This window comes from Blautia sp. AF19-1 (genome assembly GCF_003479155.1).
GTDB lineage: Bacteria > Bacillota > Clostridia > Lachnospirales > Lachnospiraceae > Fusicatenibacter > Fusicatenibacter saccharivorans.
Window position 1 is genome coordinate 53,066 of the sequence record NZ_QUGQ01000004.1, and the last position, 25,950, is coordinate 79,015.

General features: G+C 48.3%; 25 protein-coding genes. 8 read left to right on the top strand and 17 right to left on the bottom strand.

What is annotated here, in order from left to right; genetic code table 11:
* Nucleotides 1-43: 43 nt before the first annotated feature.
* The 12 genes from DWX26_RS03415 to DWX26_RS03470 form a co-directional block, all read right to left on the bottom strand.
* A complete protein-coding gene (locus tag DWX26_RS03415) occupies nt 44-2,308 on the bottom strand; it encodes a glycogen/starch/alpha-glucan phosphorylase (RefSeq protein WP_055227980.1) in 2,265 nt (754 codons plus the stop codon).
* A 168-nt stretch (nt 2,309-2,476) separates the two neighbouring features.
* Entirely contained in the window at nt 2,477-3,511 is a 1,035-nt protein-coding gene (locus DWX26_RS03420; protein WP_117802081.1) for a LacI family DNA-binding transcriptional regulator, read from the bottom strand.
* A 98-nt stretch (nt 3,512-3,609) separates the two neighbouring features.
* The gene (malQ, locus tag DWX26_RS03425; protein WP_118600865.1) at nt 3,610-5,091 is read right to left on the bottom strand and encodes a 4-alpha-glucanotransferase; all 1,482 of its coding nucleotides are present in this window, start codon (nt 5,089-5,091) and stop codon (nt 3,610-3,612) included.
* Between the two features lie 438 nt (nt 5,092-5,529).
* Entirely contained in the window at nt 5,530-7,188 is a 1,659-nt protein-coding gene (locus DWX26_RS03430) for an ATP-binding protein (RefSeq protein WP_117802079.1), read from the bottom strand.
* A 9-nt stretch (nt 7,189-7,197) separates the two neighbouring features.
* Nucleotides 7,198-7,869 (bottom strand): winged helix-turn-helix domain-containing protein, encoded by a 672-nt coding sequence (locus DWX26_RS03435; RefSeq protein WP_022462258.1) that lies wholly within the window; start codon nt 7,867-7,869, stop codon nt 7,198-7,200.
* 3 nt (nt 7,870-7,872) lie between these two features.
* Nucleotides 7,873-8,517, bottom strand: a complete 645-nt coding sequence (gene phoU / locus DWX26_RS03440) for a phosphate signaling complex protein PhoU (protein WP_117804708.1) — start codon at nt 8,515-8,517, stop codon at nt 7,873-7,875.
* A 1-nt stretch (nt 8,518) separates the two neighbouring features.
* Nucleotides 8,519-9,271, bottom strand: a complete 753-nt coding sequence (gene pstB / locus DWX26_RS03445) for a phosphate ABC transporter ATP-binding protein PstB (protein WP_022462256.1) — start codon at nt 9,269-9,271, stop codon at nt 8,519-8,521.
* A gap of 20 nt (nt 9,272-9,291) precedes the next feature.
* Nucleotides 9,292-10,194 carry a phosphate ABC transporter permease PstA gene (gene pstA / locus DWX26_RS03450; protein WP_330422978.1) on the bottom strand — a complete coding sequence of 301 codons (903 nt, stop codon included), beginning with the start codon at nt 10,192-10,194 and terminating at the stop codon, nt 9,292-9,294.
* Nucleotides 10,184-11,038, bottom strand: a complete 855-nt coding sequence (gene pstC / locus DWX26_RS03455) for a phosphate ABC transporter permease subunit PstC (RefSeq protein ID WP_022462254.1) — start codon at nt 11,036-11,038, stop codon at nt 10,184-10,186. Before pstC ends, pstA begins: the two co-directional genes overlap by 11 nt.
* 190 nt (nt 11,039-11,228) lie before the next feature.
* Nucleotides 11,229-12,185 carry a substrate-binding domain-containing protein gene (locus DWX26_RS03460; protein WP_118600866.1) on the bottom strand — a complete coding sequence of 319 codons (957 nt, stop codon included), beginning with the start codon at nt 12,183-12,185 and terminating at the stop codon, nt 11,229-11,231.
* A gap of 73 nt (nt 12,186-12,258) precedes the next feature.
* Nucleotides 12,259-12,483, bottom strand: coding sequence for a hypothetical protein (locus DWX26_RS16835; protein WP_118666584.1), 225 nt, complete (start codon nt 12,481-12,483; stop codon nt 12,259-12,261).
* Nucleotides 12,484-12,575: 92 nt separating this feature from the next.
* The gene (locus DWX26_RS03470; RefSeq protein WP_238061242.1) at nt 12,576-13,712 is read right to left on the bottom strand and encodes an aldo/keto reductase; all 1,137 of its coding nucleotides are present in this window, start codon (nt 13,710-13,712) and stop codon (nt 12,576-12,578) included.
* Between the two features lie 358 nt (nt 13,713-14,070).
* On the opposite strand from DWX26_RS03470, the gene DWX26_RS03475 reads away from it, so the two are divergent.
* Entirely contained in the window at nt 14,071-15,159 is a 1,089-nt protein-coding gene (locus tag DWX26_RS03475) for an MFS transporter (RefSeq protein ID WP_117509346.1), read from the top strand.
* Nucleotides 15,160-15,233: 74 nt separating this feature from the next.
* Here DWX26_RS03475 and DWX26_RS03480 read toward each other — a convergent pair whose 3' ends face one another.
* The 5 genes from DWX26_RS03480 to tsaE all read right to left on the bottom strand — a co-directional run bounded on the left by DWX26_RS03480 (nt 15,234) and on the right by tsaE (nt 18,432).
* Nucleotides 15,234-16,232 carry an alpha/beta fold hydrolase gene (locus DWX26_RS03480; protein ID WP_118595005.1) on the bottom strand — a complete coding sequence of 333 codons (999 nt, stop codon included), beginning with the start codon at nt 16,230-16,232 and terminating at the stop codon, nt 15,234-15,236.
* A gap of 46 nt (nt 16,233-16,278) precedes the next feature.
* Complete coding sequence (locus DWX26_RS03485; protein ID WP_022462249.1) at nt 16,279-16,521, bottom strand: hypothetical protein; 243 nt, start codon at nt 16,519-16,521, stop codon at nt 16,279-16,281.
* A 168-nt stretch (nt 16,522-16,689) separates the two neighbouring features.
* Nucleotides 16,690-17,145, bottom strand: a complete 456-nt coding sequence (gene rimI, locus DWX26_RS03490) for a ribosomal protein S18-alanine N-acetyltransferase (RefSeq protein ID WP_179973062.1) — start codon at nt 17,143-17,145, stop codon at nt 16,690-16,692.
* On the bottom strand, nt 17,142-17,894 hold the full coding sequence (tsaB, locus tag DWX26_RS03495) for a tRNA (adenosine(37)-N6)-threonylcarbamoyltransferase complex dimerization subunit type 1 TsaB (protein ID WP_117509348.1): 753 nt from the start codon (nt 17,892-17,894) through the stop codon (nt 17,142-17,144). The genes rimI and tsaB overlap by 4 nt, the downstream gene beginning before the upstream one ends.
* A 118-nt stretch (nt 17,895-18,012) precedes the next feature.
* Complete coding sequence (gene tsaE, locus DWX26_RS03500) at nt 18,013-18,432, bottom strand: tRNA (adenosine(37)-N6)-threonylcarbamoyltransferase complex ATPase subunit type 1 TsaE (protein WP_022462246.1); 420 nt, start codon at nt 18,430-18,432, stop codon at nt 18,013-18,015.
* Between the two features lie 257 nt (nt 18,433-18,689).
* Between tsaE and DWX26_RS03505 the strand changes: the two genes are divergently transcribed.
* The 7 genes from DWX26_RS03505 (at nt 18,690) to aguB (ending at nt 25,945) form a co-directional block, all read left to right on the top strand.
* Nucleotides 18,690-19,892: an aspartate kinase gene (locus tag DWX26_RS03505; protein ID WP_117813770.1), complete on the top strand. Its 1,203-nt coding sequence runs from the start codon at nt 18,690-18,692 to the stop codon at nt 19,890-19,892.
* Between the two features lie 159 nt (nt 19,893-20,051).
* The gene (locus DWX26_RS03510; RefSeq protein WP_055227969.1) at nt 20,052-20,570 is read left to right on the top strand and encodes a peptidylprolyl isomerase; all 519 of its coding nucleotides are present in this window, start codon (nt 20,052-20,054) and stop codon (nt 20,568-20,570) included.
* Between the two features lie 2 nt (nt 20,571-20,572).
* On the top strand, nt 20,573-21,103 hold the full coding sequence (locus tag DWX26_RS03515) for a GNAT family N-acetyltransferase (protein WP_070103697.1): 531 nt from the start codon (nt 20,573-20,575) through the stop codon (nt 21,101-21,103).
* 467 nt (nt 21,104-21,570) lie between these two features.
* The gene (locus DWX26_RS03520) at nt 21,571-22,830 is read left to right on the top strand and encodes a saccharopine dehydrogenase family protein (RefSeq protein WP_055266396.1); all 1,260 of its coding nucleotides are present in this window, start codon (nt 21,571-21,573) and stop codon (nt 22,828-22,830) included.
* A 4-nt stretch (nt 22,831-22,834) separates the two neighbouring features.
* Nucleotides 22,835-23,968, top strand: coding sequence for a carboxynorspermidine decarboxylase (gene nspC, locus DWX26_RS03525; RefSeq protein ID WP_055266398.1), 1,134 nt, complete (start codon nt 22,835-22,837; stop codon nt 23,966-23,968).
* Nucleotides 23,940-25,079: an agmatine deiminase gene (gene aguA / locus DWX26_RS03530; protein ID WP_118600867.1), complete on the top strand. Its 1,140-nt coding sequence runs from the start codon at nt 23,940-23,942 to the stop codon at nt 25,077-25,079. The genes nspC and aguA overlap by 29 nt, the downstream gene beginning before the upstream one ends.
* Nucleotides 25,067-25,945, top strand: coding sequence for an N-carbamoylputrescine amidase (gene aguB, locus DWX26_RS03535; RefSeq protein WP_118600868.1), 879 nt, complete (start codon nt 25,067-25,069; stop codon nt 25,943-25,945). Before aguA ends, aguB begins: the two co-directional genes overlap by 13 nt.
* The last annotated feature ends 5 nt before the right edge of the window (nt 25,946-25,950 follow it).

Consider the following 25,950-nt stretch of genomic DNA (forward strand, 5'->3'; position numbering starts at 1 on the left):
AACCGAATCGTCTGCGGCGGCGTTTTGTATGCATGTTCTGCACTTATGCCAGATGCCAGATATCCTCGTTGTACTGTGCAATGGTACGGTCGGAGGAGAAGAAGCCTGCTTTTGCGATGTTGATCAGGCACTTCTTGTTCCATGCATCTTTGTTCTCGTAGTCTTTGTATACTCTTTCTTTTGTCTTGATGTACTCTTTCAGGTCGAGCAGCGTCATGAACCAGTCTTTGTTCAAGATCTCTTTGTAGAGTCTCTCCAGGCAAACCTTGTCGCCGATAGCAAGAAGCTCATCGCTGACGATGAAATCAACCAGCTTTGCAATCTCCGGATCTTCGTCATAGATGTCTTTTGAGCAGTAAGCAGCATCTGCGTACAGGTCGATGACATCCTGCGGTTTCTTTCCGAAGATGTAGATGTTCTCTTTTCCGACAAGATCGCCAATCTCAACGTTTGCACCGTCTTCTGTTCCAAGCGTCAGGGCACCGTTCAGCATGAATTTCATGTTTCCGGTTCCGGAAGCCTCTTTGGATGCCAGGGAGATCTGCTCGGAGATATCTGCTGCCGGGATCACCTTTGCAGCTTTTGATACGTTGTAGTTCTCAAGCATAATCACTTTGAAGTACGGGCTTACCTCAGGATCGTTATCAATCAGCTCCTGCAGGCACAGGATCAGATGGATGATATCTTTTGCGATGATATAAGCCGGTGCAGCCTTTGCACCGAATACCATGGTGATCGGGGTTTTCGGCTTGTTTCCGCTCTTGATATCCATGTATTTGTAAATAGCGTACAGGGCATTCATCTGCTGGCGTTTGTACTCATGAAGACGTTTTACCTGTACATCGATGATGGAATTTTCATCCAGCGCGATATTCTGTGTCTCATACAGGAACTGTTTGAGATCCAGTTTGCGGTTGTGTTTGATCTCCTCAAGTTTTGCAAGAACCTTCTTGTTGTCTTTGTATTTAAGCAGTTTTTCCAGCTCGTCGGCATCTTTTTTGAATCCCGGTCCGATCAGGCTCTCAATATACTGTGCCAGTTCACGGTTGCAGTGCAGCAGCCAGCGGCGGAAAGTGATTCCGTTTGTCTTGTTGTTGAATTTCTCCGGATAAATATCGTAGAACGGTTTCAGCTCGGAGTTTTTCAGGATCTCGGTGTGCAGTGCTGCAACGCCGTTAACAGAAAATCCGTAGTGGATATCCATGTGTGCCATATGGACGCGCTGATCCTTATCGATGATCGCTACTTTCTCATCTTTGTATTTCTTCTTTGCCTGTGCGTCCAGCTCGTGGATAATCGGCATCAGGTGCGGAACAACCTCCTCGAGGTAATCGATCGGCCATTTTTCCAGTGCCTCTGCCAGGATGGTGTGGTTGGTGTAAGCACAGGTCTTGCTTACAACATCGATGGCTTCCTGCATGGTAAAGCCTCTCTCCTGCAGCAGACGGATCAGCTCCGGAATGACCATGGACGGATGGGTATCGTTGATCTGGATCACAACGTGATCATACAGCTTGTGCAGATCGTAGCCCTTCTGCTCGCACTCCATGAGGATAAACTGTGCGCCGTTGCTGACCATGAAATACTGCTGGTAGATACGAAGCAGCTGTCCGGCACGGTCGCTGTCATCCGGGTAGAGGAACAGTGTCAGGTTTTTCTGGATCTGATGCTTGTCAAAGTTGATGCTGTCTGATGGAACGATACTCTCGTCTACCGTATCTACATCGAACAGATGCAGACGGTTACAGCCATTGTTGTAACCCGGTACGTCGATATCATACAGGGTAGAATGCATCGTGAAGTTTTTATACGGAACTGCAAAGGATACCGGCTGTCTGACGAGCCAGCTCTCATTTGTGATCCATGGATTTTTCACTTCTTTCTGTTTGTGGTCGACCAGAAGCTGGCGGAACAGACCGAAGTGATAATTAAGGCCGATACCGTCTCCCGGCAGGCCAAGCGTTGCGATAGAATCAAGGAAGCATGCTGCCAGACGGCCGAGACCTCCGTTTCCAAGGGACGGCTCCATTTCCATCTCCTCGATCTCGGTCAGCTCTCTTCCGTGAGCTGCAAGTGCTTTTTCAACTTCCTCGTACATGCCAAGGTTAATCAGGTTATTGGACAGCAGTTTTCCGATCAGAAACTCTGCTGAAATATAATACAGCTTCTTACTTCCGGTGTTTCTTTTGCGACCTGCCATCTCCTGTTTGGTGATAACCATCAGGGCTTCAAAGATTTCGCTCTTTGTGCAGTTGTCCAGATCTCTTCCAAAACGCTCTTTTAAGATTGCCTGAATTCTTTCTTCCATTTTTTTCTCCTCGTATTGCTGTGGATAAATTCCCACAGTGTCATTTAGTTGCGCTGCCATTCCAGATTTCCTGCAATTGGCAGCTTTCGCAGTTCCATTCAAAGCTTTTCCCTGAATGGGACGGTTCACTTCTGAATCACTTTTCGGGGCAGCGAAACAGCAAATATTTTACTGCTGCGCGATCCGCGACTTCGTAGATTCCCTTACGACGAGTTCCCCATCGTATACTTTGCTGCAGGGTTCTTCTTTTCCTGAAATTAAGGAAAACAGCATCTTCGCCGTCTCTGCGGCAAGCTGCTCCACCGGCTGGCGGATCGTTGTGATACTGGGTATATAATACTCTCCCGCATCAATTCCGTCAAATCCGGCAACGGAAATATCATCCGGCACGGTAAGCCCGGCCTCTTTTAAGGCACGGCACGCACCGATTGCCAGCGTATCCGCGGTGGCATACAGCGCGGAAAACTCCGTCTTTTTTTCCAGAATTTCTTTTGTTATCTTGTACCCTGTGGCGAAAGAATACGTGTCGTCCTTCGTCATATGAAATACCAGATCAGGGTCATAAGGTATCCCATGATCCAGTAAAGCCTGGCGGTACGCATTCAGACGGAGGCGTCCGATACTGATGTCGTCCTCGCAGGCGGTAATGATGGCAATGCGCCGGTGCCCGAGACCACAGAGATAATCTACCATCTTATAGCTTTCCCTGTAGTCATCGACCGATACGCTCGCGCACGGTTTTCCTCCGTCTGAAACCGCCCCGATTGTACTGATCACGTACGGAACCGGGATCTGCGCCATTTTCTCATGCGGATGCGTAAAGTTTCCGCCGAGGAAAATGATGCCGCGCAGCCGTTTTTCTTTGACGATCTCGATCGCGGAGTCTACCTCATTTGCCTTTTCCTCTACTCGCTCAATAATGCAGGCGTATTTCTTTTTTCGCACAACCTCTTCAATCACACTGATCATGTTGTTGAAGAACATGTTGTCCATGCCTTTTACCAGAATGGCAATCGCTTTGGCATTCGACCGCTTCAGGTTTCTGGCACTGTTGTTCGGTACGTAATTCGATTCGGCAATCACCTTTAAGATCATCTCTTTTGTTTCCGGATTGATGTCCGGATGATTGTTCATCGCTCTCGATACGGTACTCACGCCTACCTTACATTTGCGGGCAATGTCCCTGATTGTTACCTGTTCCATATTCTGCAGGCCTCTCCTTTAAACTCTGTATCTGTTCTGCCGGAATCTCTTCCGGCTTGTTTTCCCGGCCTGTTTTGCTTTCTCTCCGGCGCGTATTTTTATTTTGCAATACGTGCTGTAATCTGTGTCAGCCGGTGAATTCTCTTTGCCATTTCCGATGTAAACTGTCCCGGAAGCAGGCGCCATTTCCAGTTATTTCCAAGTGTAGACGGATAGTTAATTCTCGCCTCCGTTCCAAGACCTAAAAATTCCTGCATCGGAGTGACAGCCAGATTTGCCACGCTCTCCATTGACATGCGAATAAAATCCCACGGGAGTTCCTCGTCGGTACTCTTTGCATTTCCCATATACTCTTTGGAGAATTCGCGGTCTTCCTCACTCATGACATAATACCATCCAAGAATGGTATCATTGTCGTGTGTTCCGGTGTAGACAACACAGTTTCTCTCGTAATTGTGCGGCAGATAATCACTCTCCTCACGGGAGTCAAAAGCAAACTGCAGCACCTTCATACCCGGATAGCCGGATTCTTTCACCATTTCGATCACGCTCTCGGTAAGATATCCCAGGTCTTCTGCGATGACATCCACATCGCCGAGCTTTTCTTTGACGGTGTTGAACAGATCCATGCCCGGTCCTTTTTCCCAGTGGCCGCGCTCTGCCGTCTGATCACCGAACGGGATGGAATAATATTCATCAAATCCGCGGAAATGGTCGATGCGGACAGTATCGTACAGTTTAAACACGTGAGCCAGACGTAACAGCCACCATGCATAACCTGTGCTCTTATGATAGTCCCATTTGTATAACGGGTTGCCCCAGAGCTGTCCGGTTGCGGAGAACGCATCCGGCGGGCATCCGGCAACTGCTTTTGGCTGGTTGTCCTCATCAAACTGGAACAGAACCGGATTTGCCCAGGTATCGGCACTGTCAAATGCAACATAAATCGGAATATCACCGATGATACGGATACCCTTTTCATTTGCGTATGCCTTCAGTGCTTTCCACTGTTTCAGGAACATAAACTGCTGGAATTTGTAAAATGCAATCTCCTCGGCAAGTTCTTCCCGTTTCTGATTCAGTGCTGCTTCTTCTCTGTCCTTTAATTCTGCCGGCCACTCACTCCAGCTGATTCCGCCGAGTGCATCCTTAATCGCCATATACAGCGCATAATCTTCCAGCCAGTAACCATTTTCCGATACAAATGCATCATATACGTCATCTGCCGCAAATCTTTCAAATGCTTTTCTGAGTACTTTGAAACGGGACTGATAAATCTTTTCGTAATCAATATACTCCGCGTTGTCGCCGAAATCGCACGCATCACACTCTTCTTCTGTCAGAAGTTCCTCTTTTACCAGGGTCTCCAAATCAATAAAATATGGATTTCCGGCAAAAGTAGAGAACGACTGGTACGGCGAATCTCCATATCCCGTCGGTCCAAGTGGAAGAATCTGCCAGTAGCTCTGGCCGGCCTCCTCCAGGCGATCCACAAATTCATACGCTTCTTTCGAAAAACATCCGATTCCATATCGGGACGGCAGCGAAGCTACCGGAAGTAAAATACCACTTGCTCTCATTTTTAAACCCTTTCTCCTTGTCGTTTTTTCTATCCATCCGACCCCACAAATACATAATTCCTGTTCACGGATACGCAGCAAATTGTAACTTATGCAACCCCTATAGCCAGCTCATTTTGTTTCGTAAAAACAGGGCTGTCGGTATCTCGTCTGTATTTCCGGAAACGGTGTCGGTAACGTTTCCGGAACTCGTTATATTTACCATACCATACTCTGCATCAAAAAACAACCCCCAACCCCCTTATCATATTTACCAAATATTGAATACTCTGTTTATTCAAAACAACGAATTTGCATTTTTATAACGATACAAGCCATACATAAAAAGACAGCATGCGGGGACGGAACCGCTTTGGGCACTTAAAAATCATGAATTTTTCAAGCCTCCCATATAGGTTCTGTCCCCGCATGCTGTCTTTTGCGTTATCTGTTTTTCACTTAAAACTCCAGAATTATCTTTGTTCCGGTTCCAAGCGTACTCTCAATTTTAATCTTTGCATCATGAAGAATCGCTCCATGCTTCACAATGGAAAGTCCAAGTCCCGTACCTCCCGTTTCACGGGAATGACTCTTATCTACACGATAGAACCGTTCAAAGATCCGCTCCTGATCTTCCTTTGCAATTCCGATTCCGGTATCTGCCACAGATACCACTGCCCGTCCGTTTCTTCCGCGGGAAACCGTCACTTCGACCTCACCGTCCCTGCGGTTGTACTTGATCGCATTGTCGCAGAGATTGTAGATCATCTCATAGAGAACCTGCCGTGCACCTTTGATCCGGCAGCTCTCTCCTCTCAGTGTCATCTTCACCTGCTGCTCCTTTGCCCGTATGGAAAGATGTCCCTCGACATCACGGCAGATCTGCATCAGATCCACTTCCTCCATCGGGATCGACTGGTCGTTCTCGTCCAGTCTGGACAGCTTGATAATATCCTCGACAAGAGAGCTTAACCTGCTCGCCTCACTGTGGATTCTTCCCGCAAATTTTGGAATATCCTCCGGTTTTACCATGTTATTTTCTATGATCTCCGCATATCCGGAAATTGACATCAGTGGTGTTTTCAGCTCATGTGACACATTGGCAGAAAACTCACGGCGCATCACCTCCGCTTTCTGTTTTTCTGTCACATCCAGCACCAGGATGACCGCACCGGATACAACATTGTCCACACGCACCGGATTAGCAAGAAGCTGATAGACTCTTCCGTTTAATTCCAGCATCCGCTCCTCGGAACTGCCCTCCAGAGCATGATCCAGCGCCTCCTTCAGCTGCTCATTGCGGCTGACTGTCACAATATTGTGATTGATGCACTCCTCTGCCGTCACATCAAACAAATTCTGTGCCGAGCGGTTGATGGAGAGTACAACCGACTGGTTTGTCACGATCAGACCATCCTTCATATATTCCGTGATGGCAAGATACTCCTCCTGATTATGGCGGAGCTCCTCCATCTGCTGCTGGATCTGCTTCTGCTGCTGATGAATTCTGCCAAGCAGCGGACTCAATTCCTCATACGCTTTGTTGTCCAGCGGATGATTCAGATCAATCTCATTGATCGGCTTTACGAGTGCCTTTGTCATATGGCTGACCATCATCAGCTCTACGACAAGAACTGCCGCAATCAGCACAGCCACAAGCCATATATTCCGCAGCATCACACCGAACACACTGTCCGTTGTCAGGGAAACACGGATGATTTTTCCATTGTCCAGGCGCAGTGCCGTATAATATGTTTTGCTCCGCAGCGTTTCGGAATAACGGGAAATATTGCTTTCCCCTGTCTTTTCTGCCTCAATCACCTCCGGCCGCCCGGAATGATTTCCCATCATCTTCGCATCCTCGACCGAATCAAACAGAACGGTTCCGTCCGTGTCAATCAGGGTGACCCGACTTGCTGTAATCTTTCCGGCCGGTTTATCCAGACTGTCATCACCCATCTTGTCCAGAAAATACCTGTAATACTCACATTCATTTCTCACCGAAACACGAAGCTGCTCCGCCGTATTGTTGTACATTGCCCAGCTCATGGTGAAAAAAGTCAGGATAATCGCAGCGATAATCAACGCTCCCGCATGTTGAAAGACTTTTTTACGCATCTTACTTTCTCAGCCTCCTATCCGGTATCCCACGCCGCGGACCGTCTCGATCAGCTCGCCGCATTCGCCCAGCTTCTGGCGGAGTGTACGCACATGAACGTCTACCGTACGGGTTTCTCCGTCAAAATCATAACCCCAGACATGGCCGAGCAGACGGTCTCTCGTAAGGACAATTCCTTTATTTTCCATTAAAAATTTCAGCAGTTCAAACTCTTTTAAGGTCAGGGTAACCTTCTCCCCTTTGGCCAGAACCTGATGCTGCTTTACCTGGATCTGCAGATCCCCGGTCTCCAGCACATCGTTTTCCTTCTCTTCTTTTCCGGCACGGCGCAGCACGGCACGTACCCTTGCGATAAATTCCATCATGCCGAACGGCTTGGTAATATAGTCATCGGCTCCGCAGTCCAGGCCCATGACCTTATCATACTCAGCGCCCTTTGCCGTTACCATAATGACCGGAATTTCTTTTGTTACTTCCGATGCCTTGAGGCGTGAAAGAATTTCAAGACCATCCTCTCCCGGAAGCATGATATCCAGGAGAATCAGATCCGGAAGCTGTTCTGCAATAGCTGCATTCAGCTCTTTTCCGCTTTCCAGGCCTCTTGCGGTAAAACCGCTCGATTCCAGTGTGTATACGATCAGTTCCCGTATATTTCTTTCATCTTCCACGCAGTAAATCATCTGTTATTCCCCTTTATGGTGACCGTTAATGGAATACACAACCCATTCCGCAATGTTTGTTGCATGGTCACCGATTCTTTCATAATATTTTGCAATCATCAGATAGTCCAGAGACTGGACATCTGTGGTAATTCCCTTTCGCATACCCTGCAGAATTTCATCCTTTACCTCGTCAAAAAGATCATCCACGATATCATCGGAATCGATAACCTCCCGTGCAAGCTTCAGATCCTGCTTAACGTATGCATCGATGCATTTTGTTACCATAGAAGCTGTTGCTTTCGCCATATCCTTCAGACGGATGCTTGCATCCGGCACATCAAGACTCGTTACTTTTACGATATCCGCAATATCTGCTGCCTGGTCTCCGATCCGCTCCATATCGGTAATCATTTTTAATGCCGCAGATACCTGACGCAGATCACGTGCTACCGGCTGCTGCTGTAAAATGATGCGGAAGCAGAGATCCTCGATCTCCCGTTCTTTCGCATCGACAACCTGGTCTTTTTTGATAATCTCTTCTGCCGCTCTCTGGTTTCCCTCCAGCAGAACCTCATACGTCCGTCCGATTGCCTGCTCGCAGAGTGCGCCAAGCTCAATCAGCTCCGTGTGCAGAATTTCCATCTGCTGCTCAAATCTTTCCCTCATATCAGCCAAACCTCCCTGTAATGTAATCCTCTGTCCGTTTATCCTTCGGCATGGAGAAGATCTGTTCGGTCTCTCCGTATTCTACTACCTCGCCTAACAGGAAAAATGCGGTTTTGTCGGAAATTCTGGCTGCCTGCTGCATATTGTGGGTTACCATGACAATAGTATAATCTTTTTTCAATTCTACCGCAAGATCTTCGATTTTGGAAGTAGAAATCGGATCCAGTGCTGAGGTTGGTTCGTCCATCAGAAGAACCTCCGGCTGTACGGCAAGAGCACGCGCAATGCAAAGACGCTGCTGTTGTCCGCCGGACATGCCAAGTGCGCTTTTCTTCAAACGGTCCTTCACCTCATCCCAGATTGCCGCCTGTCGAAGAGACTGCTCCACAATATCATCCAGCTTCGCTTTGGAACGGACACCATGGGTTCTGGGGCCATAGGCAATATTGTCGTAAATGCTCATCGGGAACGGATTTGGTTTCTGGAATACCATGCCGACCCGTTTTCGGAGTCCGTTGACATCCATTTTTCCGCCGTAGATGTTTTCTCCGTCCAACAGCATTTCACCGGTGATCCGGCAGCCCGGAACGAGATCATTCATTCTGTTGATGGATTTTAACAGGGTCGATTTACCACAGCCGGAAGGTCCGATAAAAGCCGTCACTTCATTGGCATCAATGCTCAAGTTGATATTTTTTAATGCATGAAAGTCTCCGTAATAAAGATCCATATTGGATACATCTATTTTGCTCATGTTTTTTCCTCGTCTCTCTTTTATTTCTTTGCAATTTTCTTCGCAATCATTCCGGAACAGCCGTTGATCAGAAGGACAATCAGCATCAGGATGACGCCGGTTGCATACATCTGATTCATATAGAGGCCTTCACTGGAAAGTGCATACATATGAACGGCAAGGGTACGGCCGGAATCCATAAGTCCTGCCACCTTTGCAATCGTTCCTGCTGTGAAAAGAAGCGCTGCCGTCTCTCCTACGACACGGCCTGTCGCAAGAATGACACCGGAAAGAATGCCGGGTACGGCAGATGGAAGAACAATTTTAAAAATCGTACGAAGCTTTCCGGCTCCCAGTCCAAAGCTTGCTTCCCGATAGGAATCCGGAACTGATTTTAAGGCTTCTTCTGCTGTTCGCATAATCAGCGGAAGAATCATGATGGCAAGTGTACAGGCACCGGACATCATCGAGTATCCCATTTTCAGGGTTTTCGTAAAAAACAGCATACCGAACAAACCGTAAACGATCGACGGAATACCGGAAAGGGTCTCTGCCGTAATCCGGATCAGGCCAACCAGTTTTCCGCGTTTATTGGCATATTCAACCAGATAAATCGCCGAGAAAATGCCGAGGGGCGCAGCAAGCAGCAGGGAAAGTACTGTCATCGTAACAGTGTTGATGATCGCCGGAAGCATCGTAACATTCTCTGTATTATAGGTCCATGCAAACTGCTCCAGTGTCAGGTTTTTCACACCGTGGTTCAGAATAAATCCAACCAGAAAAACCAGAATAGCAAGTGCAAGAATGGCCGCTCCACAGGTAATTCCGGTCAGTACCGAAGAAAAAACACTTTTGTGATACGTAACCTTTGTTCTTTCTTTTTCTTTTGTATTTATTTTTACAGCTTCCATTGTATTTACAGCTCCATTTCCTTTAATCACCATAATGTACCCTCCGGTTCAGCATAGACACCGATAAATTGATCAGCAGGATAAAGACAAACAGCACAACACCCGTTGCAATCAGCGCTTCCCGGTGAAGTCCGGATGCATATCCCATCTCCAGTACAATATTGGCTGTCATGGTACGAAGGCCTTCTGTGATTCCTTTTGGCATACGAGGCTGGTTTCCGGCAATCATAATCACTGCCATTGTCTCTCCGATGGCACGTCCGATGCCAAGAACGATGCCGGCCAGGATTCCGGATTTTGCCGCCGGGACAACTGCAAAGAAAACGCTCTGGGAATGCGTTGCACCAAGGCCAAGGCTTGCTTCATAGTAGGATTCTGGAACGCTTGTAATGGCGGATTCTGTTACACCGACCACGGTCGGAAGAATCATAACGGCCAGAAGAATAGATGCCGTCAGCATTGTGTTTCCGTTTTTGCCGGTCAGCTGTGCCATCAATGGGACGATCACGACCAGTCCGAAAAATCCATATACGATAGACGGAATACCGGCCATCAGGTTAATACCTGATTTGCAGATGCCGTAAAACTTTTTCGGACAGTAACGGGAAAGAAACACCGAAGTAAGAATGGCAACCGGCACACCCATCAGGATTGCAAGGCCGGTCACGCAGATACTGCCGACAATCATCGGCAGGATACCGAAAATGTTGTTTCCCGGTTTCCACACGGTACCGGTCAAAAATTTCAGCGGTCCGATTTTAAAAATAGCAGGAACGCCATTCATGAACAGGAAAATGCAGATCAGTGCAACAGCCAGTACGGAGCAGCACGCCGCAATCAGGAATACAAGTTTCATGATCGTTTCTCTTAGTTTCATAAGATAAATCCTTTCATTTCATTGTTTCGCGGAGCGTGTTTGAAAAAGACTTTCGTTTTTTTCCTTACGAACTGCTTTTTCAAGCACGTTCCGAAAGACAGCTTCTTTTTCTGAACATTTTCGGATACGGAAGTAAGAGCGATTTTCCATTGTTCGCCCTTACTTCTTTTTCCATTGCTTTATACATTCTTTATTTTACATCTGCCCAGTCGGTTGTGTCGCCAACATAGATGCTCTTTACCTGATCACTGGTCAGCCCATCGGTCGGGTTCTCTTTGTTTACGATGACAGCAATACCGTCGGTTGCGATTACGGTTGCGGTAAGCCCTGAGGATTTCTCCTCATCCTTTAAGTCACGGGATGCCATACCAATGTCACAGAGGCCATCGCTTGCGGAAGTGATACCTGTTGTGGAATCGCTCTGCTGTACTTCGATGTTAGCGTTTGAATTTACTTTTGTATAAGCCTCTTTTAATTTTTCCATCAGTGGTGTTACAGAGGAAGATCCTGCTACCACAACCTTTTCACCGCTGCAGTTTCCTTCGTAGGCTTTGGTATCTTTGATTGCAATATATCCGTCATCTGAAACAACCTGCTGTCCGTCGGTGCTTAAGATGTAGTCCATGAAATCCTGCGCATCTGCGGAAAGACCGTCTTTTGTTACAATGTTGAACGGACGGCTTACTTTATAGGAACCGTTTTCTACGTTCTCTGCGCTTGCCTCTGCTCCGTCGATTTTCAGTGCTTTGACTTCATCATTTAAGGATCCAAGGGAGATATAACCGATTGCGTGCTGGTTACCTGCCACTGTGCTCATCATAACGGAAGTATTGTTGGTGATCTGTGCATCAACGGTGGTATTATCCACTTTCTCACCTGCATCGTTTTTCTCTTCTACACCGAACAGCTCGATGAATGCACCTCTGGTACCGGAACCATCCTCACGGGAGATCACGCTGATCTGTCCGGAAAAATCTCCGCCTGCTGCGGTGCTGTCACCGTCTGTGCTGCCATCTGCCTCTGTTGCAGAAGCCTCTTTTGTAGTGTCTGCTGTGGAAGAACTGCTGCTATCGCTGCTTCCACATCCTGCAAGCATTCCTGCAGCCATCATTGCGGTTAAGGTGATTGCAATTACTTTTCTCTTCATAATATTCTTTTCTCCTCTTTTCACACGGGATTTTTGTGATTTCTATTTTGTAAAATCGCAATCCCGACGTTTTTTACATTTCGTTTTTACAGGTTTCATCATAACAACGGCGTGTAAAATGCAAAATCTCAGAGATGTTAAGTTTATGTAAAACATGAGTTTTTTCTTTTTTACATTCCATTTTTCCGGTCGTAAACCGCTCCGTCACATCTCTCGCAAGTGGCACATTTTTTCCGCGCAGTGCAATCCTGCCCAAAGGATCTTTTTCTCCGCAGGAAATTCCAACAAGATTTCCCATAGAAAAAAAGGCTCCCCGGAATACTCTTTTTTCAGAGTATTCCGGGGAGCCTTTTTCTAAAGCATATGCAAAAGCGGATATTCGCAATCCTCTTATTCCGTCACCGGCACGTCAAGCTTTTCGGACGCTTCTTTTAACAGGTCAATGATCGGCAGATGCTGCGGGCATACACTCTCACACTGACCGCACTGCACGCAGTCTTCTGCTTTTCCCGATGTTTCCAGCAGCTTTTTATAATAATTTTTCGCGCGGTCTTCTTCTCCATACAGGCGGATGGTATTCAATGCCTTGAACACATCCGGAATCGCGATTCCCATCGGACATCCGTCGCAGCAGTAACGACAGGCGGTACATGGAACCGCCGGACTCTTTTTCAGCGCTTCCTGTGCTTTGGCGATCACTGCTTTTTCTTCCTCGTTTAACGGTACAAAATTTCGGAAGGTTTTGATATTATCCTCCATCTGTTCCTCGTTTGACATACCGGAGAGCACGGTTGCAACACCCGGGAGGGAAGCCGCAAAGCGGAGTGCCCAGGACGCAATCGATGCATCCGGATGAACACGTTTCATCTCTGCTTCAATCTCTTTGCCTGCTGATGCAAGGGAACCGCCCTTTACCGGCTCCATAACAAGGAACGGCATATCGTATTTCCGAAGCACCTCATACAGACGTCCGGACTGGATCAGCGGATTGTCCCAGTCAGCATAGTTCATCTGGATCTGGACAATTTCAACCTCCGGATGCTCGGAGAGAATCTTGTCAAGCAGCTCCGGCGTTCCGTGGAAGGAGAAACCAAAGTGTTTGATCAGTCCCTCTTCTTTTTTCTTCTTGGCCCAGTTAAAACAGTCGTATTTCACATAGCCGTCATAGTTTGCGCCGTCCTCGACACTGTGCAGCAGGTAATAATCAAAGTAGCCTGCTCCGGTGCGCGCGAGCTGATCGTTGAAAATGCGGTCACGGCCTTCGATGCCCTCGTCCATCATCCACTGCGGAAGTTTGGTTGTCAGAGTAAAGCTTTCTCTCGGATGACGCTCTACCAGCGCTTTTTTCACGATGCTCTCCGATTTTCCGCCGCAGTACATATAGGCGGTGTCAAAATAGTTCATTCCGGAGGCAAGGTACGCATCGACCATTTTACAGATCTGCTCCAAATCCAGTTCTCCGTCCTTCTCCGGAAGGCGCATCATGCCAAATCCTAATTTCGGCATTTTTGTTACATCTACACTCATGTTAAAATATCCCCTTTCTTTTCCGCAGAAAACCTTCGTTTCCTCAGTATTGTTGAAAAAATTGTAGCATTAAAGTATACTTGAAAGTCAATAGTTTTTTTTATTTTTGTCAAAATTTTTCTTTGACTTTTTCCGTTTCCGGTGGTATTCTGGTAAAAAATTATGATTACAAAAGGAGTAGCACTATGATCTGGAAAAACCAGTTTCTTCACCTCACAAATGGCGATGTTTCAGCTGTTTATGGGGATAGTGCGCTCTTTTTTAAGTAAACTTCACATCTTGTATTCTTAAAATCACACAGAAAATGCACGTATCTCCCCATCAGAATTTTACTATATTTTGACAAGGAGATTTTTTTATGTCTGAGAAAAATACCAGAAAACAAATACGAACTTTATATCTTATGACCACGGTCGGCTATTTTCAGATTGCGGCGGCTTCGTGGGTTGCACTGCTCGCACTCCGTGGATTTTCGCTGCTGCAGATCGGGATGCTCGAAAGTATTTTCCATATCGTGAGCCTCTGCTTTGAACTCCCCTCCGGCGTTGTCGCCGATGTTTTCGGGCGACGGAAAACGCTGATTGCAAGTCAGGTGGCCGCCCTGATTTCCGGTACGCTGATGATTTTTTCCACCGGCTTTGCCACAACGGCGCTTGCGCTTGGATGCAGTGCGCTCAGCTATAACCTTGCATCCGGCACACGGGAGGCACTTGCGTATGACAGTCTGAAGCAGAACGGGGACGAAGGATTTTATGCCCGTTTTTCTTCTACTGAAATGATGCTGTACCGTATCACCAATTCCACCGCAACGCTCTGCGCAGGCCTTGCCCTGTGGCTGGGATACCGGCGCGCGTATGCGATTGATCTCTTCTTCGGGCTGATTGCGCTTGGCATTTCATTCCGCCTTGCGGAAGTAAAAACGGACGCAACACCAGTTCATTATCCTGTTGGACAGGAAATCGTTTCGGTTGTGCAGGAAAGCTGGCAGTTTCTTGTCCGTGAGAAAAAAGCAAGAAATATTATGCTGGTGAACGCACTCATCGGTGCCGTTTCTACGCTGGTTCTCTTCTTTTTACAGGCGAAGCTGCCACTCACCGGCATGAACAGCGCGCTGCTTGGACCTGCCCTCTTCGTGATGGGACTCGGCGCGGCACTGGGATCGCGGATGACGGCATACTTTCACAAATACCGCTACCGCGCGATTCTGCTGTTTGGCACGATCGGTGTACTTTTCGCCTTTCTTATGAGCTTTACCGGACTGCCGGCCCTTATGGTCTTCGGCGGATTTATCGGATCCTTTTCCGATGATTTTCTTGAAGTCCGGACCGATATTCTGCTCAATGACATGATCCCGTCCAGGCAGCGGGCGACGCTGATGTCGGTGAACTCGTTTGTCTTTTCTATGATTATGATCGTCCTTTCCACCGTATTTGGATGGATCATGTGATCGTCAAAAATTTACTTACATTGAAAAAAACGCTCATCAGTTTTTTGCTGATGAGCGTTTTTTTCAAAAAATGATCAAACACCGCCGCTCCCTGCCAGAGCGCCGTCCGGGGTCTGCGGGGGTGTGCTTCCCCCCTCCACATTCCCCACCACTTTTTCTTTCTTCAACCACTTCCAGACATCGCCATACACGCGGTACTTCTCTTTCTCATTCAGTATTTCATGCCGCATTCCCGGATACAGCTTTCCTCTGACATTGCGGTACCCGATCAGCCGCATATGGTCAATGGATTTTTTAAAGCGCCGCACATTCACATAACACGGATCATCCCCGCCGGACAAAAACAGCACCGGCAGCTTCCGGTTTGTGCAATGCCATCCATGGAATCCATACGTCTCCTTCAGCAGGTCATTCAGCGCAAAAAAAGCATCATCCGAAAACGTAAAGCCACAGAGTGGGTTTTCTTCATACTCCCGCACCACCTCCGGGTCCGAACAGCACCAGGCGAACCGGCTCTTCTCATCCGCAAACCGCGCCGCAAACGATCCAAACGACATCGCCTCCAGAAGATTGCTCCGATGCTCATCCCCGAGCACCGCCGCTTCTGCGTGTCCTACAGCCGCACCCAGCGGCCGCAGATAATTCTTGCTCGGTGAACCACACACAATCAACGCATCCAGCTCCCTATCATGCTCCTTCGCATACGTGCGCACAACCAGGGATCCCATACTGTGTCCCATCAGAATAAACGGCAGATCCGGGTACTCTTTTTTTGCCCATACCGTAACCTGAAACAGATCCTCCACAAGCCCTGCGCCGCCTGCGCCGTACATAAATCCGAGATCCTGCTCCGACTTCACACTCTTTCCGTGCCCGCGGTGATCATGAATCACACACACTACACCGTGTTCCGCCATAAACTCCATAAACGGCAGATACCGCTCCTTGTATTCGCTCATTCCATGGCTGAGCTGCAGAAGCGCCGTCCGCTGTACGCCCTCCTCCGGCTCCACCACAAGCCCGTCAAGCATCAGTCCATCCACCTTCGACTGAATCGTAAAACCTCTTTGCATTGCACCTTCCCCTTTCTTCCAGAACGATGCCGAACTGCCCGAAATTCTAAACCTCCGTGTCCTCCGAAATTTCCGGTGGAACCGCAAACGACAATGTAATCCGATCGTAGCACTCCTCGCACAGATCAAACTCATGCTTTTCCAGGTCCTTCCCGGAAAAGTACCCCCACGTCGTGTCGACCGAGCAGATCCCCTCCAGCAGCATTCCATTCTGTATTTTCATGCTTTTTCCGCAGCAGTTACACACCGCCGCTTCCAGCTCATTTGTGTTTTTGTTGTATTTCCGCATTTTTCTTCCTCCCGTGTATCAAAAAACGTTTCTTTCTTCGTTCCTGACACAAAACAGAAATCAGATTCTCCTGTGTCCTGTCGATTGTAACACATCTTTCCCGCCATTCCTACTGGGAATGAAAGGAAAGTCCTGTGCGTTAAATGCGTATACAATAACGATTTCTCTCTACCTCTTCGGAACCGATTCATCCGTCCGGCTCATCAGCACTGCGTCCTCCTTCGGGAGATCGTAGTACCCCTTCCGCATGCCGTCCTGTACAAAGCCGAGGCTCTCGTACAGATTCCGTGCCGGCGTATTGCCGATGCGCACATCCAGATGAATGACGCGCACCTTTCTCTCCTGCATCCGACGGAACAGCTCTTCCATCAGTGCACGGCCGATGCCGCGTCTTCTCGCTTTTTCTGCCACGCAGACATTTGTGATCTCACTTTCATCAAAGGAAATCAGGATTCCGAGATATCCTAAAATTTCACCGTCCTCCTCTGCTACAAGAAACAGTGCGTCGTCACGGATCAGAAATGTAAAAAATCCGGTTTCTGTCCACGGAATCGAAAAGTTGGCCTCCTCAATCGGCATCACCTGCTCCAGATCATCGATCTGCATTTCACGGATTGTGATCATTCGCTTTTTTCTCCGTTCTCCTGTTTTTTCACCACATCGGCATGCTTCACAGATTCCCGCTCCGCTCTTTCACGCTCCGCCTGCGATTTTCTCAGGTATTCCGGCTCGTGCTCTTCTGCCGTCTGAATCTTACCTTCTTTGTAATAAACCTCAGCCAGTGCTCCGACGGCTGCCGCTCTCTGGCGGTTGACGTGTGCCGGTGCAAAGGAAAACGGAATCGTCAGCAGTGCCTCTAATTTTTCCCGGTAAACCGCAACGCCGTCCCCGAGGAAAATCACTTCGTGGTCGAGGCAGTTCAGGCCCTCCGCCAGTGCCTCAATGCTCATCGTATCCTGTTCCCAGACCGTATCGAGACGATGATCCGTGTAGCAGTAAACTCCGGTATAGACCTGGTTTCTTCTCGCATCCATGATCGGGCAGACAAATTTGTCAGTATCCCAGATATTGTACGCGATTGCCGCCGTCGTTGGAATGGAAATCAGTGGTTTTTCAAGTGCCAGACCAAGTCCCTTGGCTGTTGCAGAACCGATGCGAAGACCGGTAAACGAGCCCGGACCTCCGGCAACTGCAATCGCATCGATCGTCGAAAGATCCAGCTCTGTCATGTTCGAGATTTCATCCAGCATCGGAAGCAGAGTCTGGGAATGTGTTTTTTTATAATTTACGGTGTATTCCGCAAGCAGTGTGTCATTTTCAACAACAGCCACCGAAGCCACCAGGCCGGAGCTGTCCAGTGCAAGTATTTTCATAATTTTTTGTTTCCTTTCCGATATTTCCTTCCTGTGCAACTCATTTTGGCAGTCTGCCGGAAACAGGAATCTTTACGATTTCCTTTTGTTTTTCCACCACATTCAGGATTTTTTTCTTTTATTCTACCGTAATTTTCCGGTAATCAAACCCTTTTTCGAGGTCTTTTTCTATCGTAATCGAAATCGCACCCTCCGGGATCAGCTCTTCAATCAGTTCTGCCCATTCGATCAGGCAGACACCCTCACCGAAAAAATAATCATCGTATCCGATTTCTTCCATTTCTTCTATATCACCGATCCGGTAAACATCGAAATGATAAAATGGCAGACGTCCTTCCGTATATTCCTGAATAATGGTAAATGTGGGACTGTTGACTGCCTCTGTGATGCCAAGTCCTTTTGCAAAGCCCTGCGTCAGAACGGTTTTTCCAACACCAAGGTCTCCGTTTAATGTATAAATCTGGCCAGGCTTCGCCGCTTTTCCCAGCTTTTCGCCAAGGGCAAGCGTCTCCGACGCAGAATTTGTTTCTATGATCATATGCTTTCTTCTCCTCTTTTTCTGCCTATCATTTTAACACAAACAAAAAGGTAATACAACCGCAGAACGAAACCGCTTTTCCTTGTGCTTTTCCTTGTGCTTTTCCTTGCTTTTTCTATCTGTTTTCGCTATACTATGTATCAGAGTTTCGCGGCCCCAAAACGTCCCACTCCTGTTTTTTCGGCCCGGAAAACGCGGTAAAACACGCTCTGCGCTTTTGTCCGCGTAAATCAAAAAGGAAAGAGATCAAAACTGTTATGCTGACTGTAATGAAATTTGGCGGAAGCTCCGTCGCAGATCTTGCGCACATCCGCAATGTAGCACAGCGCTGCATCGAAAAACAGCAGGCCGGAAGCCAGGTCGTTGTCGTTCTCTCCGCGATGGGAAAAACGACGGACGGACTGATTGCAACCGCAAAACAGATTACGGAAAAACCGTCCCGCCGCGAGATGGATATGCTTCTTGCCACCGGTGAACAGGTTTCCGTTTCCCTGATGGCCATAACCATGATTCAGATGGGCGTCAGTGCTGTTTCTTTAAATGCCTGGCAGGTACCGATGCACACGACCTCCGATTATCAGAACGCGCGCTTCAAACGGATCGACACCGAGCGCATCCGTAAAGAGCTGGATGACAACAAAATTGTCATTGTCACCGGCTTCCAGGGGATCAACAAATACGATGATATCACAACGCTCGGACGCGGCGGCTCCGATACGACTGCGGTTGCCCTCGCTGCAGAGCTGCACGCGGATGTCTGTGAAATCTACACGGATGTAGACGGCGTCTACACCGCAGATCCGCGGATTGTACCGAATGCGCGCAAGATGGAAGAGGTAACTTACGATGAAATGCTGGAGATGGCTTCGCTCGGCGCAAAAGTCCTTCACAGCAGATGCGTGGAAATCGCAAAAAAATACGGCGTGGAACTTCTGGTCTGCTCCAGTCTGAACCGGAATTCCGGAACGATGGTAAGGGAGAAAACCAAAATGGAAAAAATGTTAATCAGCGGCGTGGCTGCCGACAAAAATGTGGCAAAAATCCGTGTTGCAGGCCTTGGCAACGATCCGGAGAGTACGTTCCGCCTCTTAAATTTACTGGATCGGAACAATCTGAACATCGATGTCATGATCCAGTCACTCGGAAAGGACGGCACAAAGTCCGTTTCCTTTACCGTTGCAAAGCCGGATATGCTGCGCACGATCGATGTGCTGAACGACAATAAGGATTCGCTCGGCATCAAAAAGCTGGATTATGATGAGAACGTGGCAAAGATTTCCGTCATCGGAGCCGGTGTCCGCTCCCATTCGGGCGTGGCTGCCAAAATGTTCGGCGCGCTCGCCAATGCAGGAATCAATACCGAGATGATTACCACCTCAGAAATCCGCATCACTGCCCTGATCGACGAAGCATACGCAGATCAGGCAATGCGTGCGATCCATGAGACATTCCTGGAGTAATGATCTGAAAAAAGGGGTTTGCCCCCTTTGATACCAGATCGCTACGTGCTTTGCACTCCAGTAATCATCAAAAACATTCGTAATCCGCTCATTTTTCTTCGAAAAATGGCTACTTACGTCTTATCAAAAAATCGTAAAAAAATCAGGAGGAAAACAATTATGTCTAACCCAATCGTTACAATTACTATGGAAAACGGCGATGTGATGAAAGCAGAGCTTTACCCGGAAATCGCGCCGAACACCGTAAACAATTTCATCAGTCTGGTAAAAAAAGGCTTCTATGACGGCCTGATCTTCCACCGCGTCATCCCGGGATTCATGATCCAGGGCGGAGATCCTGCTGGCACAGGCGCCGGCGGCCCGGATTACTGCATCAAGGGTGAGTTCTCCCAGAACGGATTTGAGAACAACCTCGCACACACCCCAGGCGTTCTCTCCATGGCACGTACCATGTTCCCGGACAGCGCAGGAAGCCAGTTCTTCATCATGCACAAAGCTGCTCCGCATCTGGACGGCGCATACGCTGCTTTCGGAAAAGTAACAGAAGGCCTGGAAGTCGTAGATAAAATCGCATCTGTCAACACCGACTACAGCGACAAACCGCTGCAGCCGCAGAGAATGGCTACCGTTACCGTTGAGACCTTCGGCGTCGAGTATCCGGAACCGGAGAAATGCTAAGGATGAACGATGAACTGATGTTAGTTGAACCGTCGGAGGAATACTTCGCCGAACTCGCCGCCTACCGGAACGATTTTCTGGAAAACAGCGATTCCATGGACGGCTGCGGACCGCTTCGCCGGTTTGATGATATGAAGGCGTATCTTGAAGATACCATGCGGTATACCAGAGAGGAGACTCTGCCGGAGGGCATGGTTCTCGCAACACAGTTTCTGTGCATCCGCAAATCAGACAACCGCCTTGTCGGCATGATTCAGGTGCGCCACTACCTGAACGATTTTCTGCGCACCTTGGGCGGCCACATCGGCTACTCCGTCCGCCCGTCGGAACGCAGAAAAGGCTATGCCTCCTGGATGCTGAAAAATGTGCAGCCGTACTGCAAAAGCCTCGGCCTTTCCGAAATTCTGGTCTGCTGCCTGGATACCAACGAAGGAAGCCGCAGAACGATCCTGAAAAATGGCGGCCGGTTCGACGGCACCGCTTATCGTGCCGATGAAAACAAAACACTGGAGCGTTACTGGATCACCCTGTGATTTTTCTTCCATTTCGCATGGCTCTGAATAGTTTCACAAATTTTTCTTGACATCCATGTCATTTCACTTTATAATTTGGAACTGCAAGCGAACAATTCTGTTCTTATGCAAAATATATGCCTCTGGTAAAAAACCGACGGACAGGCAGGGGTAGTTGCCGAGCGTGGTTAAGAGCCACATTATTGATTGCGTTAAAAGCGCAAATTTTATGAGTTGATTACTTTATAATCGATGCTCTACGACGAGCACATCATCTTATGAAACGGTCAATAAGAGTACGTGACTATATATTTCTGCATAGGAAAACAGGGGGAAGCCTGGATTTTTGTCCATCCCCTGAAGTTTGCACAATACGATCATGTATAAATTTCGATTTTTAGACAGATGATGCACGTCATCTGTCTTTTTTTCGTGCTTATAGCCAAAGATGAACCCAACACCATTTTCTGAAAAAGGAGAACCAAACAATGTCCAAAGTTATGATCATCGGATGCGGCGGTGTTGCATCCGTAGCCATTCACAAATGCTGCCAGAACAGTGAAGTATTTTCTGAAATTATGATTGCAAGCCGCACCCTTTCCAAGTGCGATGCTTTAAAAGAAAAGCTGGCTCCGACCACAAAAACCATTATCACAACAGCAAAGGTGGATGCCGACTGCACAGAAGAATTAATCGCCTTAATCAAACAGTATCAGCCGGATGCCGTATTAAATCTGGCTCTTCCTTATCAGGATCTTACCATTATGGATGCCTGCCTCGCATGTAAGGTTCCTTACATCGATACTGCAAATTACGAAGCAGAAAATACGGATGATCCGGCATGGCGTGCAATCTACGAAAAGAGATGCGAAGAGCTTGGCTTTTCTGCTTACTTTGATTACTCCTGGCAGTGGGCCTATATGGACCGTTTCAAGGAAGCCGGCATCACCGGTCTTCTCGGAACCGGCTTTGACCCGGGCGTCACCAGTGTCTTTGCAGCCTATGCACAGAAACACTATTTCGATGAAATTCACACGATTGATATTCTGGACTGCAACGGCGGCGACCACGGATATCCGTTTGCAACCAACTTCAATCCGGAAATCAACCTCCGCGAGGTATCCGCTCCCGGCTCTTACTGGGAAAACGGCCACTGGGTAGAAATTCCGCCAATGTCGATCAAACGGGAATATAACTTCGATGAGGTAGGCGAGAAGGATATGTACCTTCTTCACCATGAAGAAATTGAGGCTCTTGCAAAAAATATCCCGGGCGTAAAAAGAATCCGCTTTTTCATGACCTTCGGCCAGAGCTATCTGACCCATATGAAATGTCTGGAAAATGTAGGACTTCTCTCCACCACTCCGATTACCTTCAACGGACAGCAGATCGTACCGATCCAGTTTTTAAAAGAGCTTCTCCCGGATCCTTCCACCCTTGGCCCGCGCACCGTGGGTAAAACCAACATCGGCTGTATTTTTACCGGTATCAAGGACGGAAAAGAAAGAAGCATTTACATTTACAATGTCTGTGACCACCAGGAATGCTACCGGGAAGTAGAGTCTCAGGCGATCTCCTACACCACCGGCGTTCCGGCCATGATCGGAACCATGATGGTCGTGAGCGGTCTCTGGAACAAGCCGGGTGTCTACACCACAGATGAATTCGATCCGGATCCGTATATGGAAGCACTCAACAAGTGGGGTCTTCCGTGGAAGGTCGTAGAAAATCCTGTTTTAGTAGATTAAGCCTATGTATAAGATAAACGAACTGCCAACTCCCTGTTTTGTCATTGATGAAGGCAAACTGGAAGAAAACTTAAAGATCCTGCACCAGGTAGAAGAACGCACCGGTGCAAAAATTCTGCTGGCTCAGAAATGCTTTTCCTGTTTTTCGGAATATCCGCTGATTCGAAAATATATCAGCGGAACGACTGCCAGCGGACTCTATGAGGCGCGGCTTGGCAAGGAAGAAATGGGGCTGGAGAATCATGTGTATTCTCCGGCCTACCGCCCGCAGGATATGGAAGAGCTCGCACAGATCTGCGATCACATTATTTTCAATTCAGAAAAGCAGCTCCGAACGTACCTCCCCGTACTTAAGGCTTCCGGAACCGCAAAAGCCGGACTTCGCATCAACCCGGAATGCTCCACGCAGGAAGGCCATGCGATTTATGATCCCTGTGCGCCCGGCTCCCGCATGGGCATCCGCGCCTGCGATTTTACAGACGAACTGGCCGATCTTGTGGACGGTCTTCATTTTCATACCCTCTGTGAACAGAATTCGGATGATCTGGAAACCACGCTGCGCGCCGTGGAAGAAAAATTCGGCAAGTGGCTTTTTAAAATGAACTGGCTTAACATGGGAGGCGGACATCATATCACCCGTGAGGATTACGATATCGAACGCCTGATTTCCTGTATCAACCATATGAAAGAAACGTATGGTCTTCAGATTTACCTGGAGCCCGGGGAAGCAGTTGCCTTAAACGCAGGCTACAATGTCACGGAAGTTCTCGATATTGTTGAAAATAACGGAAAAATTTTAATTCTTGACACTTCCGCTGCCTGCCATATGCCGGATGTGCTTGAGATGCCGTACCGCCCTCCGCTCAAAGGCAGCGGACTGCCCGGGGAAAAGCCTTATACCTACCGCCTTTCCTGCAATACCTGCCTGGCGGGCGACGTAATCGGCGAATATTCCTTCGATTCCCAAATCCGGATCGGTGACAGACTGTATTTTGAAGATATGGCGATTTATTCGATGGTAAAAACCAATACCTTTAACGGAATCCCACTCCCTTCCATCGCGGTGATGGACAAAGCTGGAAACTGCCGAATGATAAAGGAGTTTGGATATGAAGATTTCAAAAACCGATTGTCTTAGAACCCCAAAAGCCGATGGCTTTTACATGCCGGGCGAATTTGAGCCCCACGAAGGCACGCTGATGATCTGGCCGTGGCGTCCCGGTTCCTGGAATTACGGGGCAAAAGCGGCAAGAGCGGCATTTGCAGAAATTGCAGAAGCAATTGCCGCTTATGAGCAGGTTTATCTCTTCGTCCGGCCACAGGATAAGGCATCTGCACAGGAACTGCTTTCCTCCGACCGGATTCATCTGATCGAAGCCCAAACAGAGGATGCCTGGGCAAGAGATACCGGCGCTACGTTTGTGATTAACGATCAGGGTGGGCGAAGAGGCATTCAATGGGAATTCAACGCCTGGGGCGGCCAGTATGACGGTCTTTACTCCCACTTTGAACATGACCGTGAGGTTCCGGAACGAATCTGCAATTTTCTCGGAGATTCCTTCTATAATGCCCGCCCCTTTGTTCTGGAAGGCGGCTCCATCCATGTCGACGGGGAAGGAACTCTGCTTACGACCGAAGAATGTCTGCTGAGTCCGGGGCGCAATCCTTCTCTTACAAAAGCGGAAATTGAAGAAAAGCTGCGGCAGTATCTTTCGGTCGAGAAAATCATCTGGCTGCCTTTTGGTATTTACAACGATGAAACCAACGGCCATATCGATAATATGTGCTGCTTTGTAAAGCCAGGAGAAGTACTTCTTGCCTGGACAGATGACGAAAACGATCCTCAGTATGCCAGAAGCAGATCCGCTTTTGATCTTCTCTCCCATACCGTTGACGCGAAGGGACGAAGCTTTGTAATTCACAAGCTGCCCATTCCAAAGCATCCCATCTGTATTACAGAAGAAGATCTTCTCGGCTATAATTTTGAAGCTGGCGAAGACCAGCGGGAAGCCGGCGAACGTCTTGCCGCCAGTTATATCAATTTTTACCTTGCCAATCACTGTGTCCTTCTTCCCCGGTTCGGCGATGAAAACGACACCGTGGCTGCAGAAATTCTCGGAAAATGCTTCCCGGATCGACGAATCCTTCCGATCGATGCACGCGTCATTCTGACCGGCGGAGGCAACATTCACTGTATTACCCAGCAGATTCCGGCAAAGAAAAGAGGAAACAGATTATGCGAAATATAAAAATTGCCGCACTGCAGTTTTCGTGCTGCAGTCAGGTACAGGAAAATATAGACAAAGCAGAGACTCTGGTCCGTGAAGCCGCTTCCAACGGAGCCAATCTCATCCTTCTTCCTGAATTGTTTGAAAGACCGTATTTTTGTCAGGAAAAGCGATACGATTATTATGATTATGCCATGCCCTTGACAGAAAATCCCGCCGTCCGGCGCTTTCAGTCCGTTGCCGTAGAACTTGGAGTCGTGATTCCGGTCAGCTTTTATGAAAGGGATGTTCAGCGCCTGTTCAACTCGGTTGCCATGATTGATGCAGACGGATCCATTCTTGGCGTTTACCGCAAGACCCATATCCCGGACGACCATTTTTATCAGGAAAAATTCTATTTCACTCCCGGGGATACGGGATTCAAGGTCTTTGAAACACGTTTCGGAGCCGTCGGCGTCGGCATCTGCTGGGATCAGTGGTTTCCGGAAACAGCACGATGCATGGCCGTTCAGGGTGCTGAAATCCTGCTCTATCCTACCGCTATCGGAAGTGAGCCGATCCTGAATGTAGACAGCAGCGGGCACTGGCGACGCGTCATGCAGGGACATGCGGCTGCAAATCTTGTTCCGGTTGCTGCTGCAAATCGGATTGGTACTGAAACCGTAATGCCCTGTGAAGAAAATGGCGGCCAGTCCTCTTCTCTTACTTTCTACGGTTCTTCCTTTATTGCCGATGCAACCGGTGAACTCGTGGCATCTGCCGGAAGAGATACCGAGGAAATCCTGTATGCTTCCTTTGATCTGGATAACCTGCGCGAAGAACGTTTTTCCTGGGGCCTTTTCCGTGACCGGCGGCCGGAAACCTACCGTATCATGACGAAACAGTAAAGCCC